16 protein-coding genes and 1 pseudogene are annotated in these 12,332 nt (G+C 70.1%); 9 read left to right on the forward strand and 8 right to left on the reverse strand.

All coding sequences use genetic code 11. The features are described 5' to 3' along the window. The first annotated feature begins 56 nt into the window (after window positions 1-56). From ACZ418_RS07830 to ACZ418_RS07845, 4 genes are read left to right on the forward strand one after another with little or no spacing between them, the layout of a single operon-like run. Window positions 57-641: a dihydrofolate reductase family protein gene (locus ACZ418_RS07830; protein WP_468358479.1), complete on the forward strand. Its 585-nt coding sequence runs from the start codon at window positions 57-59 to the stop codon at window positions 639-641. Between the two features lie 26 nt (window positions 642-667). Continuing rightward, window positions 668-883 carry a hypothetical protein gene (locus ACZ418_RS07835; protein WP_468358482.1) on the forward strand — a complete coding sequence of 72 codons (216 nt, stop codon included), beginning with the start codon at window positions 668-670 and terminating at the stop codon, window positions 881-883. 31 nt (window positions 884-914) lie between these two features. Further along, window positions 915-1,337, forward strand: coding sequence for a YciI family protein (locus ACZ418_RS07840; RefSeq protein ID WP_468358484.1), 423 nt, complete (start codon window positions 915-917; stop codon window positions 1,335-1,337). Window positions 1,338-1,377: 40 nt separating this feature from the next. Beyond that, the gene (locus ACZ418_RS07845; protein WP_468358487.1) at window positions 1,378-1,710 is read left to right on the forward strand and encodes a DUF952 domain-containing protein; all 333 of its coding nucleotides are present in this window, start codon (window positions 1,378-1,380) and stop codon (window positions 1,708-1,710) included. A 199-nt stretch (window positions 1,711-1,909) separates the two neighbouring features. Here the strand turns inward: ACZ418_RS07845 and ACZ418_RS07850 are convergent. From ACZ418_RS07850 to ACZ418_RS07865, 4 genes and pseudogenes are all read right to left on the reverse strand, one after another. Then, a pseudogene (locus ACZ418_RS07850) lies at window positions 1,910-2,359 on the reverse strand (VOC family protein); the annotation flags it as partial. Between the two features lie 40 nt (window positions 2,360-2,399). Continuing rightward, on the reverse strand, window positions 2,400-2,816 hold the full coding sequence (locus ACZ418_RS07855; RefSeq protein WP_468358490.1) for a VOC family protein: 417 nt from the start codon (window positions 2,814-2,816) through the stop codon (window positions 2,400-2,402). A gap of 93 nt (window positions 2,817-2,909) precedes the next feature. Then, window positions 2,910-3,308 (reverse strand): helix-turn-helix transcriptional regulator, encoded by a 399-nt coding sequence (locus tag ACZ418_RS07860; RefSeq protein WP_468358493.1) that lies wholly within the window; start codon window positions 3,306-3,308, stop codon window positions 2,910-2,912. A 31-nt stretch (window positions 3,309-3,339) separates the two neighbouring features. Beyond that, complete coding sequence (locus ACZ418_RS07865) at window positions 3,340-4,419, reverse strand: LacI family DNA-binding transcriptional regulator (RefSeq protein ID WP_468358496.1); 1,080 nt, start codon at window positions 4,417-4,419, stop codon at window positions 3,340-3,342. Window positions 4,420-4,693: 274 nt separating this feature from the next. Between ACZ418_RS07865 and ACZ418_RS07870 the strand changes: the two genes are divergently transcribed. Genes ACZ418_RS07870 through ACZ418_RS07885 form a run of 4 tightly spaced genes read left to right on the forward strand, consistent with a single transcriptional unit; the run spans window position 4,694 to window position 9,541 of the window. After that, window positions 4,694-5,992, forward strand: coding sequence for an ABC transporter substrate-binding protein (locus tag ACZ418_RS07870; RefSeq protein ID WP_468358499.1), 1,299 nt, complete (start codon window positions 4,694-4,696; stop codon window positions 5,990-5,992). An 11-nt stretch (window positions 5,993-6,003) separates the two neighbouring features. Beyond that, complete coding sequence (locus tag ACZ418_RS07875; RefSeq protein WP_468358502.1) at window positions 6,004-7,047, forward strand: carbohydrate ABC transporter permease; 1,044 nt, start codon at window positions 6,004-6,006, stop codon at window positions 7,045-7,047. Beyond that, window positions 7,044-7,877 carry a carbohydrate ABC transporter permease gene (locus ACZ418_RS07880; RefSeq protein WP_468358506.1) on the forward strand — a complete coding sequence of 278 codons (834 nt, stop codon included), beginning with the start codon at window positions 7,044-7,046 and terminating at the stop codon, window positions 7,875-7,877. The genes ACZ418_RS07875 and ACZ418_RS07880 overlap by 4 nt, the downstream gene beginning before the upstream one ends. Before the next feature lie 26 nt (window positions 7,878-7,903). Then, on the forward strand, window positions 7,904-9,541 hold the full coding sequence (locus tag ACZ418_RS07885) for a glycoside hydrolase family 13 protein (protein WP_468358509.1): 1,638 nt from the start codon (window positions 7,904-7,906) through the stop codon (window positions 9,539-9,541). Between the two features lie 168 nt (window positions 9,542-9,709). On the opposite strand, the gene ACZ418_RS07890 is transcribed toward ACZ418_RS07885, so the two are convergent. The 3 genes from ACZ418_RS07890 to sodN form a co-directional block, all read right to left on the reverse strand. Next, window positions 9,710-10,066, reverse strand: coding sequence for a hypothetical protein (locus tag ACZ418_RS07890; protein WP_468358512.1), 357 nt, complete (start codon window positions 10,064-10,066; stop codon window positions 9,710-9,712). 43 nt (window positions 10,067-10,109) lie between these two features. Further along, the gene (locus tag ACZ418_RS07895) at window positions 10,110-10,616 is read right to left on the reverse strand and encodes an NUDIX hydrolase (protein WP_468358515.1); all 507 of its coding nucleotides are present in this window, start codon (window positions 10,614-10,616) and stop codon (window positions 10,110-10,112) included. A 189-nt stretch (window positions 10,617-10,805) separates the two neighbouring features. After that, window positions 10,806-11,201 carry a superoxide dismutase, Ni gene (gene sodN / locus ACZ418_RS07900; protein WP_330337855.1) on the reverse strand — a complete coding sequence of 132 codons (396 nt, stop codon included), beginning with the start codon at window positions 11,199-11,201 and terminating at the stop codon, window positions 10,806-10,808. Window positions 11,202-11,346: 145 nt separating this feature from the next. Between sodN and sodX the strand changes: the two genes are divergently transcribed. Then, the gene (gene sodX, locus ACZ418_RS07905) at window positions 11,347-11,781 is read left to right on the forward strand and encodes a nickel-type superoxide dismutase maturation protease (RefSeq protein WP_468358942.1); all 435 of its coding nucleotides are present in this window, start codon (window positions 11,347-11,349) and stop codon (window positions 11,779-11,781) included. Here sodX and ACZ418_RS07910 read toward each other — a convergent pair. Continuing rightward, the gene (locus tag ACZ418_RS07910; RefSeq protein ID WP_468358518.1) at window positions 11,685-12,314 is read right to left on the reverse strand and encodes a CGNR zinc finger domain-containing protein; all 630 of its coding nucleotides are present in this window, start codon (window positions 12,312-12,314) and stop codon (window positions 11,685-11,687) included. The genes sodX and ACZ418_RS07910 overlap by 97 nt on opposite strands. Between the last annotated feature and the right edge of the window lie 18 nt (window positions 12,315-12,332).

The raw sequence follows: 12,332 nt of genomic DNA on the forward strand, positions 1-12,332 counted from the left end.
CACTACAGACGGAGTGGTTATTCGGCCGCCCCGCAGCCTATGAAAAGAGACCAAGCTTGCGAAAGCTCACGTACTTCATCGCCTGCTCGCTCGACGGCTTCATCGGCGACGAGCACGGCGACGGCTCCGCGATGCTCCGCTTCCTGGACCAGGAGTACCTCACGTTCCTCGGGACGGAGTTCCCGGAGACCCTCCCCACCCACGCCCGCAAGCCGCTGGGCCTGGACCACCTGGAGAACAAGCGGTTCGACACCGTCATCCAGGGCCGGGCCAGCTACGAGCTGGCACTGAAGGAGGGCATCACCAGCCCCTACGCCCACCTGCGCGAGTACGTCGCCTCGCGCACGCTGGGCAGCTCCCCCGACCCGAACGTCGAGGTCATCGCCGACGACCTGGTCGGCCGGGTGCGCGAACTGAAGGCCGAGGAAGGCGGGTTGGACATCTACCTGTGCGGTGGTTCGCTGCTCGCCGGCGCACTGCTCGACGAGATCGACGAACTCGTCATCAAGTCCTACCCCATCGTCTACGGCGCCGGCATGCCGATGTTCGGCACCGGACTCGACATCAAGGAGTTCACCCTGGACTCGGTGCGCACCTTCGGCAACGGCGCGCTGGTGCGGACGTACCGCAGGAAGCGCTGAACCCCTGCCCGCCCTACCCTGAGGACATGGACAGCGAGGACCACGTCTGTCCGGTCTGCGGACAGCCCGTCGACACGGTCGTCGGACGGCGCAAGACGCTGGGCGCCTGGGTGCCGGTGTGGGGCCCCGGCCCCTGCCGCAACCCCGACTGCGCGGCCTACGGCGAGCCCGTCGAGCCCGCGGCTCCGGACGAGGGGAGCGAGCAGCCGCGCCCCGGTGAATCCGCGGCCGAGAAGTCCTGAGCCGGGCGGTCCCGGGCCGAAGGAGGGGACCATGAAGTACCTGGTGATGGTGCAGGGCACCCAGGCGGAGTACGACGCGATGGCAGGCAAGCCCACCGAGCACGCCCCCGCCTGGACCGAGGTGCAGCTCAAGGCCATGTACCTGTACATGGGAGCGATCAGCGACAGCCTCGCCGAGTCCGGCGAACTCGTCGAGGCCCAGGGCCTGGCCGAGCCCGCCCTGACCCGGCTGGTCGCGCGAGGCGAGGACGGCGAGACCGTGATCACCGACGATCCGTACGGCGAGACCGAGCCGCTGATGGCGGGCTTCTGGGTGGTGGACTGCGCGAGCCTGGACCGGGTCACCGAGATCGCCGAACGCGTCACCCGCTGTCCCGGCCCCGAGGGCCTGACCGAGTACCCCGTGGTGATCCGGCCCGTCATGGGCGGAGTGGACGACATCGGGGCCGGATGAGGAAACGCGCACGGCCCGGCCGAGGCCGTAGCGTGGCCGCATGCCGAAACTTCCGCACATCGTCCACATCACCGAGCGCTCCCTGTGGGAAGCGGCGCGCGAGCGCGGCACCTACCAGGTGTCGACCCGTGGCCGCACCCTGGCGGAGGAGGGCTTCATCCACTTCTCCACCCGCGAACAGCTCCCGCGTATCGCCGAGTTCCTCTACGGCGACTACGCCGGCCCGGACGAGCTGGTCGTGCTGGTCGTGGACCCGGCCCTGGTCGGCGTGCCGGTGAAGTACGACGCCGTGGAGCCCGGCGGGGAGGAGTTCCCCCATGTGTACGGGCCGGTGCCGGCCGACGCCGTGGTGGACGTGGAGCCCTGGGGGTGACTGGTCAGGGGGAATGCCGCGCGCCGGTGGTGGCGGTGGGCGGTGACGGTCTGAGCGGCCGCCGTGGCCGTGGGAGGGCCGTGGGAGGGGAGGATTTGCGGCGTCTGCGGCAGCAGCCGCTGGGCGACGACCGCTCCTGCCCGCCGAGTCCGTCGGCGGATCCGGCCGCGGCGGCCGGGCACGCCGCGGTCCTGTGCCGCTACGCGACGACGGCGCGCTGACCCCCACCGGGCAGGCCGCCCGTCTCCCGGTCGCGGCCGGTCAGGCGGTGGACGCCGCCCGCCGGGTCGCGCAGCACCGTCCAGTGCGGGCCGCCGCCCACCACGACGGCGCCGTGCTCCTCGTGCCGGGCGCGGACCGCCGCGATGTCCGCGCAGGCCAGATCGAGGTGGGCGGAGGCGGGGCGCTTCTCGTCCAGCCGCTGGAGCAGGATCCGGACGGGCAGCCCGGCCGGCGGCCGCAGCACCTCGAACTCCGGCCGGGACTCCTGAGAACCCAGTACGGCCCAGTCGCCGTGGTCCGCCACCAGCGCCGCGCCGAGTTCCAGGGCCGCCCCGGTCAACTCCCGTACGTCCTCGGCGCAGAGGTCGAGGTGGGCGCCACCGTCGCCCTCGGTGACGCCCTGGAGCTTCAGGCGCGGGTCCGTCCCGGCCGCCCCGTACGTCCAGCGGATGATCAGGCCGGGGCAGTCACTCCGCGGGCCGCTGGAGGAAGCGCAGCTGATTGCCCGCCGGGTCCCGGAAGGCGCAGTCGCGCACCCCGTACGGCTGGTCCGTCGGCTCCTGGAGCACATCGGCGCCGGACGCCTGCACCCGCTCGAACAGGGCGTCGCAGTCCTCGGTGGTGAAGATGACACCCCGGAGCATGCCCTTGGCCAGCAGCTCGGCCATCGCCTGCCGGTCGGCGGGGGAGGCGTCCGGGTTCGCGCCGGGCGGCTCCAGCACGATGTCGACGTCCGGCTGGAGCGGCGAGCCGAGCGTCACCCAGCGCATGTCCTCGAAGCTCACGTCATTGCGGACCTCCAGGCCGAGCACGTCACGGTAGAAGGCGAGCGCCTTGTCGTGATCGTCCACCGCGATGAAGCAGTTCTTGAGTTTCACGTCCATGGGCTCACGCTAGGCCCATCCACTCCGAAGCGCGCGAGCCCAAGGCAGGCGGCGCCGGGTGACACCACCAGGGTGCAGTAGGCGGCGCGCCGTTCAGTAGGGGCGGCGGCGGGGGCGGGTGAACGTACGGGCCACGCAGGACGGGATCACCGCGCTCTCCTCGTGGTCGCGGGCCCGGTAGGCGCTCGGGGTCTCCCCGACCAGCTCGGTGAAGCGGGAGCTGAAGGAGCCCAGGGACGTACAGCCCACGGCGAGGCACACCTCGGTCACGCTGAGGTCGCCCCGGCGCAACAACGCCTTGGCCCGCTCGATCCTGCGGGTCATCAGATAGCTGTACGGCGTCTCCCCGAAGGCCTTGCGGAAGCTGCGCTGGAAGTGGCCGGGCGACATGTGGGCGCCCCGGGCCAGCTCGGTCATGTCGAGGGGCTCGGCGTACTCCCGGTCCATGCGGTCGCGCACGCGCCGCAGCTGTCTGAGATCCTCCAGAGTCACATCCACAGCTTGGCACAGGGCACCGAAAGCCTCAGGCGCGCGGAAGTTCGCCGTCGGCGTCCCGGTCGCCGTGCGGGACGGGTGCGGTGGTGGCCCGCGGGATCAGATGCGTGGGCAGCACGATGTGCTGCTTGTGGTCCGCCTGCTCCACCTGATCCGCCTCGGAGCCGTCGATGAGCCGCAGGGCCAGCCGGCCGGCCGCGCGGCCGATGTCCGAGGGCGACTGGGCGATGGTGGACAGGTCGAACCAGTCGGCCACCGGCTGGTCGTCGAAGCCGAGGACGGACATCTGCGCGGGTACCTCGATGTGTGTCCGGCGCAGGGTGCGGATGACGGCGACGGCGACCTCGTCCTGTTCGGCGAAGACGGCGGTGGGCGGCTCGCGCAGGGTCAGCAGCTTCCCGAGCGCTTCGGCGGTGGCGCGTTTGTCGCCCACCGGAAGGGCGGCCATCAGATCGTCGTCGAGCGGAATGCCCGCTTCGGTGAGCGCCTGCTGATAGCCGAGCAGCCGCTCGTTGGAGCTGAAGGAGAAGCCGCTCGCGCCCACCGTCTTGATGAACGCGATCCGCCGGTGCCCGAGGTTGAGCAGGTGCCGGGTGCCGTGCAGGGCGCCGGCGACGTCGTCGACGTACACGCTGGGGCGGCCCTCGACGTGCTGGCTGACGTAGATGACCGGCATGCCGAGGGTGTCCAGCCGGTCGGTCTCCTCCTCGGTGAGGTCGAAGGAGAAGACCAGCAGTGCGTCGGCGTTCCGGCGGGCGGGCAGCCGGTCGAAGAACGAGGTGCGCTCGGCGAGGTCCGGGATCACATAGACGGTCAGCTCCATGCCCGCGGCCCGCAGCACCGGGGCCAGGCTGGAGAGGGCCGAGCCCATGAACCACGCGTTGAGTGTGGGGACGAGCACCGCCACGGTCCCGGTCTTCCCCGTGACAAGGCTTGCGGCCTGCCGGGAGACTGCGAAGTTCAGCTCGCGGGCGGCCTGTTCGACACGGGCGCGCACCTCCGGCGAGACGGTGGTCAGGCCGCGCAGGGTCCGCGAGACGGTGGACGTGGAGACCCCGGCCCGTTCGGCGACGTCAGCCATCGTGGGGTGTCGCTGAGCTGGAGGCATGTGCCGGACGCTAGCACAAAAGGGCTCCTGTCGACGCTGGCTGTGACAGCGCTTTCACAAGCTCGGCGGCCTGCTCTCCACTCGTTACCGGGAAGTAACGCATTGACTTCCGGTTATCCCACTCCTAGCGTGCAAGCGTTGTCTCGAAGCGGTCAAAGCCGTCTCCAGGGTGCCCACAACACCTGCTTTGACCTGCAGCTTTGATCAAGAAGCCGCCGTGACAACGCAGTCTCACAACAGAGTCGCCTCAGGTTCCGCACGACCAGGAGAGACAGTGAAGACCACAACCGCCAGAGCCCTTCGATGCTCGGCCGCGCTCGCCGCCGCCGGACTCCTCCTCGCCGCCTGCGGCTCGTCCGACGACGGCGGCTCCGCAGGGCAATCCGGGTCCACCTCGTTCACCGGCCGCGGCCCCATCACCTACGTGGCCGGAAAGGACACCACCGGAGCCGTCCAGCCGGTCCTCGACCAGTGGAACAAGCTGCACCCGAAGGAGAAGGTCACCTTCATCCAGCTGCCCACGGACGCGGACGCGCAGCGCCAGCAGATGATCCAGAACGCCGAGACGAAGTCCGACGCCTATACGGTGCTCTCTCTGGACGTCGTGTGGACGTCGGAGTTCGCCGCGCACCAGTGGATCGACAGGCTGCCCGAGCAGCAGTTCCCCCTGGACCGGATGCTCAAGCCGGTGGTGGAGACGGCCAAGTACCGCGGCGGTCTGTACGCGGCCCCGGCCAGCTCGGACGGCGGCATGCTGTACTACCGCACCGACCTGCTGAAGCAGGCCGGAATCGGCAAGGCCCCGGCGACCTGGGCCGAGTTGAAGGCCGACTGCGCCAAGGTGAAGAAGCTGCCCGCCGCCAAGGGCGTGTCCTGCTACGCCGGGCAGTTCCAGAAGTACGAGGGCCTGACGGTCAACTTCTCCGAGGCCGTGAACTCCGCGGGCGGCGTCGTCACCGACGCGAACGGCAAGCCCGATGTGGACACTCCCGAGGCGAAGAAGGGACTGGACTTCCTGGCCGGCTCGTTCCGGGACGCCACGATCCCCAAGGAGGCCATCACCTACCAGGAGGAGGACGGCCGCCAGGCCTTCCAGGCCGGCAAGCTGGTCTTCCTGCGCAACTGGCCGTACATGTACGCGCTCGCCGGCAAGAGCAAGATGGCCGGCAAGTACGCCGTCGCGCCGCTGCCCGGCCTGAACGGACCCGGCGCCTCCAGCCTGGGCGGTCACAACCTGGCCCTGTCGTCCTTCGCCAAGAACAAGGCCACGGCCGTGGACTTCATGAAGTTCTACAGCAGCGAGGTCACCGCGAAGACGTTCCTGGAGAAGGCCTCCCTCGCCCCGCCGTACACCGACCTGTACGACGACGCGTCACTGGCCCGGCAGTACCCGTACCTCCCGGTCCTCAAGCAGTCGATCCTGCGCGCCGTCCCGCGCCCGCGCGTCGTCCAGTACGGCGATGTCACCTCGGCGATCCAGCAGGAGGCGTACGCCGCGCTGACCGGCACCAAGAGCAGCGCACAGGCGCTGAAGGACCTGCAGCGGGAGCTGCTGAAGTCCACGGGGCAGTGAGGAGCGGGGCCATGACCGACATCGAGATACCGCCCGGACCCGCGGCGGCCGAGCCCCACCGCCCGTCCCGTACGACCGCGACAGGCCGGCGGTCCCGCCCCCGGGCCCGCGCCACGGCCGGCGCCGGGCGGATGGCGGCCCTGCTGGTGTCCCCGACACTGCTGGTGCTGACGGTCGTCGTGCTCTACCCGACGCTCATGGCGCTCAGGGAGTCGCTGTACGGACCGAAGGGTCTCGACCCGAGGACCGGCTTCATCCGCAGCACCGAGCCGTTCGTCGGGCTGAGGAACTACGCCGACATCCTCGGCGCCGCCGGGGACCGGTTCTGGAACGCCTTCTGGAACACCACCTTCTTCACCGTCGTGACCGTCGGACTGGAGACGGTGATCGGTGTCGCCATGGCCCTGATCATGCACCGGGCGTTCAGCGGCCGGGCCCTGGTCCGGGCGAGCATCCTCGTCCCCTGGGCGGTGCCCACGGCCATCTCCGGCCTGCTGTGGCGGTGGATCTTCAACAGCGACGGCATCGCCAACGCCCTGATCGGCCACCAGATCCTGTGGACCACCGAGGGCTTCCACGCCAAGGTCGCGGTCATCGTCGCCGAGGTGTGGAAGACCGCCCCGTTCATCGGGCTGCTGGTCCTGGCCGGACTGCAGGTGATCCCGAAGGAGGTCTACGAGGCGGCCCGCATCGACGGCGCCAGTCCGCCGCGTCAGTTCTGGCACATCACGCTGCCGCTGGTGAAACCCGCGCTGCTGGTGGCGATGCTGTTCCGCTGCATGGACGCGCTGCGGATGTTCGACCTGCCCTACATCCTGATCGGCGCGCGGAAGAACTCGGTGGAAACCCTGTCCATGCTGGCGCAGAACGAGGCGTCCAACGTCCGCTTCGGACCCGCCTCCGCCTACGCGGTCCTGCTCTTCCTGTACGTCTTCCTCATCGCGCTCGCCTTCGTACGGCTGCTGGGCGCGGATCTCGTCGGCGACACCGGCGGCGGCCACCGCAAGAGGAAGGCCAGGCTCGTGTTCGCGCGCCGTACGGAGGTGACGGCATGACGACCACGGCGAAATGGCGCGGCCGCCTGCTGTACGTGGGGGTCGCCGCGGTGGTGGCCTACTGCCTGGCCCCCTTCTACTGGATGCTGGTCTCCAGCCTGCGCCGCACCTCCGACATCTTCGACACCTCGCTCGTCCCGTCCCCGGTGTCGTTCGCGAACTACCGGTCGCTGTTCGGTGCCTCCCAGGGCTTCACCCGGGCGCTCCTCAACAGCCTGGTCGTGGCCGGCACCACCACCGTGCTGGCGCTGCTGCTGGCCACGTTCACCGCCTATGCGATGGCCCGGCTGGAGTTCCGGTTCAAGCGGCTGATCCTCACCCTGATCATCGCCACCTCGATGTTCCCGGTCGTGTCGATCGTGGTCCCGCTGCTGAAGCTGTTCACGGACATCGGCTGGATCAACACCTACCAGGCCATGATCGTGCCGAGCATGTCCTTCGCGCTGCCGCTGGCGGTGTGGAACCTGACCACCTTCTTCCGGCAGATGCCGGACGAGCTGGAGCACGCCGCCATGGTCGACGGCTGCACCCGCGGTCAGGCCTTCCGCAAGGTCATCGTCCCGCTCGCCGCGCCTGGCATCTTCACCACCGCGATCATCACGTTCATCGCGGCCTGGAACGAGTTCCTCATCGCCCTGTCGATGACCAACCGGCCGGACATGCAGACCGCACCGGTCGCCATCTCCAAGTTCACCGGCGCCACGACGTACGAGACCCCGTTCGGCAGCCAGATGGCCGCGGGTGTCCTCGTGACGATCCCGCTGGTGGTCATGGTGCTGCTCTTCCAGCGCCGCATCGTCGCCGGCCTGACGGCCGGTGCCGCGAAGTAAGCCCTCTTCCACTCCCAAGGAGCAGCATGTCCGGCACCGCACCGTGGTGGCGCAGCGCCGTCATCTACCAGGTCTACATCCGCAGCTTCGCCGACGGGAACGGGGACGGCGTCGGTGACATCGCCGGCATCCGCTCCCGCCTGCCGTACCTCAAGTCGCTGGGCGTCGACGCCCTGTGGATCAACCCGTGGTACAAGTCGCCGCAGGCGGACCACGGTTACGACGTGGCCGACTACCGCGCGATCGACCCGCTGTTCGGCTCCGTCGAGGAGGCCGAGCAGCTCATCGAGGAAGCCCACCGGCACGGGATCCGCATCATCCCCGACATGGTGCCCAACCACACCTCCGACCGGCATGCCTGGTTCCAGGCGGCGCTGGCGGCCGGCCCGGGCAGCCCGGAACGCGACCGCTACGTCTTCCGCCCCGGCCGCGGCCCCGACGGCGACCTGCCGCCCAACGACTGGGTCTCCTCCTTCGGCGGCCCGGCCTGGACCCGGCTGCCCGACGGCGAGTGGTACCTGCACCTCTTCGCCCCGCAGCAGCCCGACCTGAACTGGCAGCACCTCGAGGTGCGGGCCGAGTTCGAGTCGATCCTGCGGTTCTGGTTCGCCCGGGGTGTGGACGGCTTCCGAATCGACGTGGCGCACGGACTGATCAAGCACCCGGAACTGCCCGACCTGCCGCCGCGTCCGGCCGGGGTCGGCCGGCGCCGGAACCACCTCGACCACCCGCACTGGGACCGCGACGAGGTCCACGACATCTACCGCGCCTGGCGCAAGGTGGCCGACGAGTTCCCCGGCGACCGGTGTTTCGTCGCCGAGGCGTGGGCCGACACCCCCGAGCGGCTGGCGGCCTACGTCCGTGCCGACGGCCTGCACACCGCGTTCAACTTCGACTTCCTGATGTCCAGTTGGGACCCGAAGGACCTGCGCACGGTCATCGACGACTCCCTCGCCATGCTCGGCGCGGTGGGCGCACCCGCCACCTGGGTGCTCTCCAACCACGACGTCATGCGCCACGCCAGCCGGTACGGCCGCAGGGCGGCCAAGCGCTGGGTGGCCAACGAGCGCTACGAACCCGAAGGCCCCCTCGACCTCGAACTGGGCACCCGGCGCGCCCGCGCCGCCGCCCTGCTGATGCTCGCCCTGCCCGGCGGCGCGTACATCTACCAGGGCGAGGAGCTCGGCCTGCCCGAGGTCGAGGACCTGCCCGACTCCGTCCTCCAGGACCCCGTCTGGGAACGCTCCGGCCACACCGACCGCGGCCGCGACGGCTGCCGGGTGCCGATCCCCTGGTCCGGGAGCAGCACACCGTACGGCTTCAGCCCCGAGGACGCCTCCGCCGCACCCTGGCTGCCGCAGCCCGCGGACTGGGCCGCGCGCACCGTCGAGGCGCAGACCGGCGACGAGACCTCCATGCTGGAGCTCTACCGCGCCGCGCTGCTCCGACGCCGCGAGCACCCGGCCCTCGGCGACGGCACCCTCACCTGGCTGGACACCCCCGCCGGAGTCCTCGCCTTCCGCCGCGACCCCGGCTTCGTCTGCGTGGTCAACCTCTCCACCGAGCCGTACCCGCTGCCCGGCCACACCGCGATCCTGCTGACCAGCGGTCCCGTCGAGGACGGCCGGCTGGGTCCCGACCAGGCGGCGTGGCTCGCGGTGTAGCGCATCGGGGGTCGAGCCGATCGGGCTCCACGAGCAGGGCGCCGGTCTCCAGGAGCATGTGCGCGAGCCGACGGCCGACGCCGGCCGCGTGCATGACCCAGGAGGCCTCGGCGCACCACAGGCCGTCCACCCCGGTCGGCCCCGACCAGCGGGGGTTCGTCCGTCGGCCTACGCCCTCTTCTGCCGTAGGTCGTGGCCGGTGCTGATGGCCGTGGCGGCCAGGAGGCCCAGCGCCAAAGTCTCGGTGAGGGAGCCGGGGCGAGGAGCGGTCCGGACGACGGCGAGGAGGTTCTGGCCCGCGGCGAGGGTCAGTCCGGTGCCGATGCACAGATTCATCGCCCGGCCGCCGCGCACCCGGACCCGCCGGATCGCCGAGGCATCGGCCGTCGCCGGATGCGTCGCGATCAGTGCGGCGACGGCGTTCCGGGACGCACTGTGGCCCGTGTTCGGGACGGGCTCGCTGACGTCCGTACCGGCCCTGGCCGCCCTCACGCTCGGCGCGGGTCTGGCCACGTCCCTGGTCACAGCCGCTCTCTTGCTCGCCTGTCACCCGTGACGTACCGATGCGCTACTCCGGATCAGTGTCTTCGTTGAAATTGCCCAGATGCACAGGGGGTTGATCAAGACCGACGGCCGACAGCGCATCGGGCAGGAGAGAAGCCATCCTCTTCGGTCGGACGGTCTCCGCAGTGGTGGCCAGTTCCGCTGCCGACCACCAACGATGCCCGTAACGAGCCTCCTGTGTCCGGACGTTCATCCCGCGGACCTCTTCGGCCGTGACGCGGGCAAGGCGGTATTCCTCGTACTGGTCGAAGACTTGGCCGTCGACGCTGAAGATCGCCTGCCGGGTCCAGACGACGGGGCCCAAGCGCCCAACGGGAAGAGACAGTGCCGTCTCCTCCCAGACCTCACGCACGGCAGCCTGGGGATAGCTCTCGCCGTCCTCGACGCCACCACCGACGGTGAACCACCATCGTGCGCCTGGTCTGCGCGGATCACGGCCGCACAACAGGAGCAGACGATCGTCGTCGTCCACCAGGAGAACACGGGAAGTCCACCGCTCCGTCAGCGTCATGAACGCCGATGCTATCCACGGATCACATGGTGAGAAGTAGAGCAGCCGAGCAGTGGATGGGCGTGTGGCCGGGCGAAGAAGACCGCACCCGGTCCGTCCGGGGCGCCGTGTTCGGCGGCCTGGGGACCGGGTGCGGGCAGGGAGACGCTGCAACCAAGGAAATCGCAGGTCAGAGGGCATGACTGAAGGTCAGGCCTTCTTGGTCTCCCAGAAGATCTTGTCGATCTGGGCGATGTAGTCCAGCGCCTTCTGGCCCGTCGCCGGGTCGGTGGACGCCTTGGCGGCCGAGAGGGCCTTCAGGGTGTCGTTGACCAGCTGGTGCAGCTCCGGGTACTTCTCGAAGTGCGGGGCCTTGAAGTAGTCGCTCCAGAGCACGGAGACGTGGTGCTTCGCGAGCTCCGCGCGCTGCTCCTTGATGACGGTGGCACGCGCCTGGTAGTGGGGGTCGTCGTTGCCGGCCATCTTCTCCTGGATGGCCTTCACCGACTCCGCCTCGATGCGGGCCTGGGCCGGGTCGTACACGCCGCAGGGCAGGTCGCAGTGGGCGCTGACCTTGACCTTGGGGGCAAACAGGCGGGAAAGCATGGAGCATTCCTTCCTCGTGATCGTCTTCTCAGGTGCGACATTACTCCCTGAGGAAGGCGATTTCTCGGGTGCCCCCTAGGGCTTAGGACAAAAGTCCAGGGTCAGACTGAGACTGGTGGAGGAACGGACCGGGGAGGTGCCGGGGATGCCGGAGCTGTCGCAGGAGACCGAGCGGGGGAGGGCCGTGGCGCCCTTCGGAGTGGCGGAAGTGACCGGGCCGTCCATGGTGCCCACGCTCCTGCACGGGGACCGGCTGCTGGTGCAGTACGGCGCGTCGGTCCGGGCGGGGGACGTCGTCGTCCTGCGGCATCCGTTCCAGCAGGACCTGCTCGTCGTCAAGCGTGCCGTGGAGCGGCGCGACGGCGGCTGGTGGGTGCTCGGGGACAACCCCTACGCGGGCGGGGACAGCACGGACTACGGGGTCGTACCCGATGAGCTGATCCTCGGGCGCGCCCGCTTCCGGTACCGGCCGCTGCCCGCCGGTCAGCGCTCGCCGCTGGCGATGGTGCGCTGGGCGCTCTCGGCGGCGAGGCCGCTGCTGCCCGGCCGGTCGGCCTCCAGGCGCTTGCGGGCCCGGTAGGCGGCCACGTTCGCGCGGGTCGCGCAGCGGTCGGAGCAGTAGCGCCGGGAGCGGTTGGTGGAGGTGTCGAGGTAGGCGTTGCGGCAGGGGGCTGCCTCGCACAGGCCCAGGCGGTCCACGCCGTACTCCGTCAGGTGGAAGGCCAGGCCCATCGCCGCGATCGCCGCGTAGCCCGCCGTGGCGTTCGACGGGTGGTCGGCCAGGTGCATGTGCCACAGCGGGCGGCCGTCCTCGTCGCGGTGGTCGTGGCCGGAGATCTGCGGCGACACCGGGAACTCCAGCAGCAGTGAGTTCAGCAGGTCCACGGCCAGCGTCTCGTCGCCCTTGTCGGCCGCCTCGAAGACCGCGCGCAGTCGCGCCCGCACCGAGCGGAAGCGCGTGACATCGGCGTCGGTGGCGCGGCGGGCCGCCGACGAGTTGACGCCGAAGAGGTCGCGGACGGCCTCGACCGAGGTCAGCGAGTCCTTGCCCCGGGCCGGTTCCTCGCTGTTGACGAGGCGGACGGCGTAATCCGAGTAATAGGCCAGTTCCACTTGTAGTCCTTACGAGGG

It is taken from the genome of Streptomyces sp. NPDC030820, assembly GCF_055572075.1.

What these genes read in the sequence shown, in the direction of transcription:
- ACZ418_RS07835 (WP_468358482.1), top strand. Translation starts at nt 668, where the DNA reads ATGGACAGCGAGGACCACGTCTGTCCGGTCTGCGGACAGCCCGTCGAC.
- ACZ418_RS07840 (WP_468358484.1), top strand. Translation starts at nt 915, where the DNA reads ATGAAGTACCTGGTGATGGTGCAGGGCACCCAGGCGGAGTACGACGCG.
- ACZ418_RS07845 (WP_468358487.1), top strand. Translation starts at nt 1,378, where the DNA reads ATGCCGAAACTTCCGCACATCGTCCACATCACCGAGCGCTCCCTGTGG.
- ACZ418_RS07855 (WP_468358490.1), bottom strand. Translation starts at nt 2,816, where the DNA reads ATGGACGTGAAACTCAAGAACTGCTTCATCGCGGTGGACGATCACGAC.
- ACZ418_RS07865 (WP_468358496.1), bottom strand. Translation starts at nt 4,419, where the DNA reads ATGCCTCCAGCTCAGCGACACCCCACGATGGCTGACGTCGCCGAACGG.
- ACZ418_RS07875 (WP_468358502.1), top strand. Translation starts at nt 6,004, where the DNA reads ATGACCGACATCGAGATACCGCCCGGACCCGCGGCGGCCGAGCCCCAC.
- ACZ418_RS07880 (WP_468358506.1), top strand. Translation starts at nt 7,044, where the DNA reads ATGACGACCACGGCGAAATGGCGCGGCCGCCTGCTGTACGTGGGGGTC.
- ACZ418_RS07885 (WP_468358509.1), top strand. Translation starts at nt 7,904, where the DNA reads ATGTCCGGCACCGCACCGTGGTGGCGCAGCGCCGTCATCTACCAGGTC.
- ACZ418_RS07895 (WP_468358515.1), bottom strand. Translation starts at nt 10,616, where the DNA reads ATGACGCTGACGGAGCGGTGGACTTCCCGTGTTCTCCTGGTGGACGAC.
- sodN (WP_330337855.1), bottom strand. Translation starts at nt 11,201, where the DNA reads ATGCTTTCCCGCCTGTTTGCCCCCAAGGTCAAGGTCAGCGCCCACTGC.
- sodX (WP_468358942.1), top strand. Translation starts at nt 11,347, where the DNA reads ATGCCGGAGCTGTCGCAGGAGACCGAGCGGGGGAGGGCCGTGGCGCCC.